The sequence below is a fragment of the Tissierellales bacterium genome (genome assembly GCA_035301805.1).
Classification (GTDB): Bacteria; Bacillota; Clostridia; order Tissierellales; family DATGTQ01; genus DATGTQ01.
This window is the reverse complement of record DATGTQ010000014.1, coordinates 1-3692: the sequence shown is the minus strand read 5'-3', so window position 1 is coordinate 3692 and position 3692 is coordinate 1. Positions and strand designations below refer to the sequence as shown.

Here is a 3692-nt window from a genome sequence, read left to right as displayed (position 1 = left end):
TCAAATATATTGTCTGAAAGAACTACTAAGTCTGCTAACATTCCTTCTTCTATAGAACCCTTTATATCTTCTTCGAAGGAAGCATAGGCTCCAGCTTTAGTATACCCATATACAGCTTCTTCTACTGTTAACTTTTGTTCTGGTAGCCAGCCTTCCTCTGGCTTGCCTGTTAAATCTTTTCTTGTAACTGCTTCATAAATTCCATAGAGCACATTAAAATTTTCAACTGGTGCATCGGAACCACAGGCTATATGTACATCTTTATTTAAAAGTGTTTTCCAATTATATGAGGTTTCTAATAATTCTTTTCCTACTCTATCTTCAGCTATTTTCCAATCATAGTCTAAAAATATTGGTTGGATATAAGCGATAGCATTTAATTCCTTAAACTTATTTAGTAAGTATTCATCAGTTATTTGACAATGAACTATTCCATGACGATGATCATCTTTTGGATTTTTAGCTAGTACCTTTTCTATTGACTCAAAAGCCATGTACATTGCCTTATCCCCTATACAATGAATTGCTATTTGCATGTCATAATCATGAGCTTTTTCTATAAGGTCATCTAATTCTTTTTGGCTATATATTGGTATCCCAGAAGTTTCTGGACAGTCATTATAAGGTTTAGTTAAGGCAGCTGTTCTTGCTCCTAAGGCACCATCTACTAATAATTTTAATGGTCCTATTTTAAAATATTCATTACCCGATCCCGTCCTGTATTCTTTCTGCAAAAATGGATTTAACCTATCCATATTTGGTAATAGGCACTGCTCATATACTCTTAAGGTCAATTTTCCTTCATCTTCTAATTCTTTATATGCTTTTATAATATTTTCATAGTTCCTTCCTGGTACAACCTCAAAATCATCTGTTTGAACTGAAGTTATACCATAAGAATTAAGCTCCTTTATCGCATTTAAAAGCATAGCTTTAATTTCTGCTACTGTTGGTTCTGGCATTTTATTTCTTACTAAATACATAGCATTTTCTCTAAAAATACCTAGAGGCTCACCGTTTTTGTCTAGGTCAAACTCTCCTCCTTCAACTTGTGGAGTGTTTTTGTCTATACCTGCTATTTCTAAGGCTTTACTATTAGTTATTAAAACATGTCCACAAACCCTAATTAGAATTATAGGATATTCTGTAGATATCTTATCTAAATCATATCTAGTAGGAAACCTATTTCCATCAATAAAATAATCATGGTTCCATCCTCTTCCTACAACCCAATTACCTTTTTTAATAAAGTTATCTAGTATAAATTCTCTGGTTGTATTTATTATTTGGTCAATAGATGCTGCTCCACTTAAATCTACTGCTTCTAGGGTATAACCATAACCTAATAAATGCATATGACTGTCATTGAATCCGGGTAATACTAATTTTCCCTTTAAATCTATTATTTCTGTTTCTTTTTCTTTAAGTGATAATATTTCTTCATTAGTGCCTACTTTTATAATCTTTCCATTCTTTATAGCTACAGCTTCAGCCCAAGATGTATCTTTTGAATCTATTAAGGCTATTTTCCCATTTATTAAAATCCTCTCCATGACGACACCCCTTTATATTTTCTATTCATGAGTCAGTAGGGACGGTCCTGAGTGACTCACCGGCAGCACCCCTATCCCTTTCCACTTTTATCAACTTAACTTCACCAATATATATATATATGAATTTTTCAATATTATATCATAAAAAATGAGTCGCCAGGGGTGTTCTTAGGTGATTCATCGATAACTGACTTTTATTAAAGTTCCCCTACTAATGGGATTTCATTTATCTATTATCTTCTATATCTGTTGACAAAACAATTCTATTTGAATATAATAAATTAACATATACCCCCATGGGGTATTTAAATGTTTTAAGGGAGGATTTCTATTGGAGAATTATAATATTAAGACTAATCGTATATTTACAAAAGTTAGAGAATATGCATGGATTTTAACTGTATTAGTTGCTATGGGCGGCATTTGGTACCCTAAATTAGGCCTTTTAGTTATACCTATAATGTTATCATTAACAATAATGTCTATTTTTAGAGGTCGTTATTGGTGTGGAAATTTTTGTGCTCATGGAAGTTTCTTTGATAAGTTTTTATTACCTATAAGTAAGAACGGAATGATTTTTAAAGCTTTAAAATCTAAAATAATGATTATTACAGTATTTTTATTCTTTGGTATAAATATGACTAAAAAATTTATCCAAGTCTTTTCTTATAAAGGTACTGAAGCTTTTTGGGATAAGTTAGGATTAGTTTTTGTAAGTAGCTATTTAATGGTTCTTATTGTTGGAGGAAGCTTAAGTATTATTAACACTCCTAGATCTTGGTGCCAAATTTGTCCAATGGGTACGATGCAAACTATAGGATATAAGATAGGTAAGTTAATAGGTATCAATAAAAAAACAGATGTGAAAGTTACAATTTCCGATAAAGACTTATGTTTATCTTGTGGACTATGTTCTAGAGTTTGTCCAATGCAACTAACACCTCATAAAGAGTTTAATAAAAATAATCAATTTAATAATGAAACATGTATTAAATGTTCTACTTGTATAAATAAATGTCCTAAGGGATTACTTAGTTTAGAATGAGTCAGTAGGGACGGTCTTAAATGACTCACTTTGTGAGTCAGTAAGGACCGTCCCCGGTGACTCAAATTTTGAGTCAGTAGGGACGGTCCTGAGTGACTCAGTTTTTATCCTATTCTTACCATTTTTACTTCTTCCATCAGTTTTTCTACATTGTTAATATTTACTTTGCCTGTTTCTTTTTCCATTGCATTGGCTGTTCCACAAGATGTAGCGAGTTTTATCATCTTCTCAAAATCATAGCCTCTACTCAATCCTACTGCAATACCTGCAACCATTGAGTCTCCTGAACCCACTGGATTTATAGCTTTAATTTTAGGCGCCTCGACTTTATATGTTTTATCTTCATAACATACTACTGATCCTTCAGCTCCTAGGGATACAATTATTAATTTTACACCATATTCTTGTATACCCTTTATAGCTTCTAGAAGCTCTCTTTCTGTATTAATAGAATGGCCTATTATACTTTCCAATTCTTCTTCATTGGGTTTAATCATATAAGGTGATGCTTTTATACCTTCTCTTAAAGTTTCTCCACTAGTATCTAAAATAAACTTTTTATTTTTTTCTCTTGCAATTTCTATTAATCTTTTATAAATGTCTACTGGTGCATTTTGAGGAATGCTTCCTGAACCACAGATGATTTCACTTTTATCCACCAGCTTTTCATAAGTTTTATAAAAGTCACCTAATTCATTTTGAGAAATTTTAGGGCCTGGTTCAAGAATCTCTGTTTGACTTTCATCATCTGAAAGTATAGCTATGCAACTCCTAGTATTGGCTTTTATTTTTACAAAGTCATTTTCTATTTCTAATTCATCTAACTTTTCAATTATAAACTGACCACTTAATCCTCCTAAAACTCCTGTAGCTATTACTGGCTCCTTAAATTTATTTATTACTCTTGATACATTTAAACCTTTACCTCCTGGAGTATATTGCACTTCATTTGTTCTGAATACTTTATCTTTATGAAAATCCTTTACAAAATATCTTCTATCTATAGAAGGATTTAAGGTTACTGTTAAAATCACATTGTCACCCCTTTACAATCCCTTATTTTCACTACCACACATTTTAATTTTATTTTTTAC

The 3692-nt window shown here is 31.6% G+C and carries 3 protein-coding genes; 1 reads left to right on the top strand and 2 read right to left on the bottom strand.

From position 1 onward, the window contains the following. The coding region (locus VK071_00685; protein HLR33831.1) for an amidohydrolase at positions 1 to 1553 on the bottom strand (1553 nt) is incomplete at its 3' end. Positions 1554 to 1884: 331 nt separating this feature from the next. Between VK071_00685 and VK071_00680 the strand changes: the two genes are divergently transcribed. Beyond that, positions 1885 to 2598: a 4Fe-4S binding protein gene (locus tag VK071_00680; protein ID HLR33830.1), complete on the top strand. Its 714-nt coding sequence runs from the start codon at positions 1885 to 1887 to the stop codon at positions 2596 to 2598. A gap of 104 nt (positions 2599 to 2702) precedes the next feature. Here VK071_00680 and pfkB read toward each other — a convergent pair whose 3' ends face one another. Beyond that, on the bottom strand, positions 2703 to 3632 hold the full coding sequence (gene pfkB, locus VK071_00675; GenBank protein ID HLR33829.1) for a 1-phosphofructokinase: 930 nt from the start codon (positions 3630 to 3632) through the stop codon (positions 2703 to 2705). Positions 3633 to 3692 lie beyond the last annotated feature (60 nt).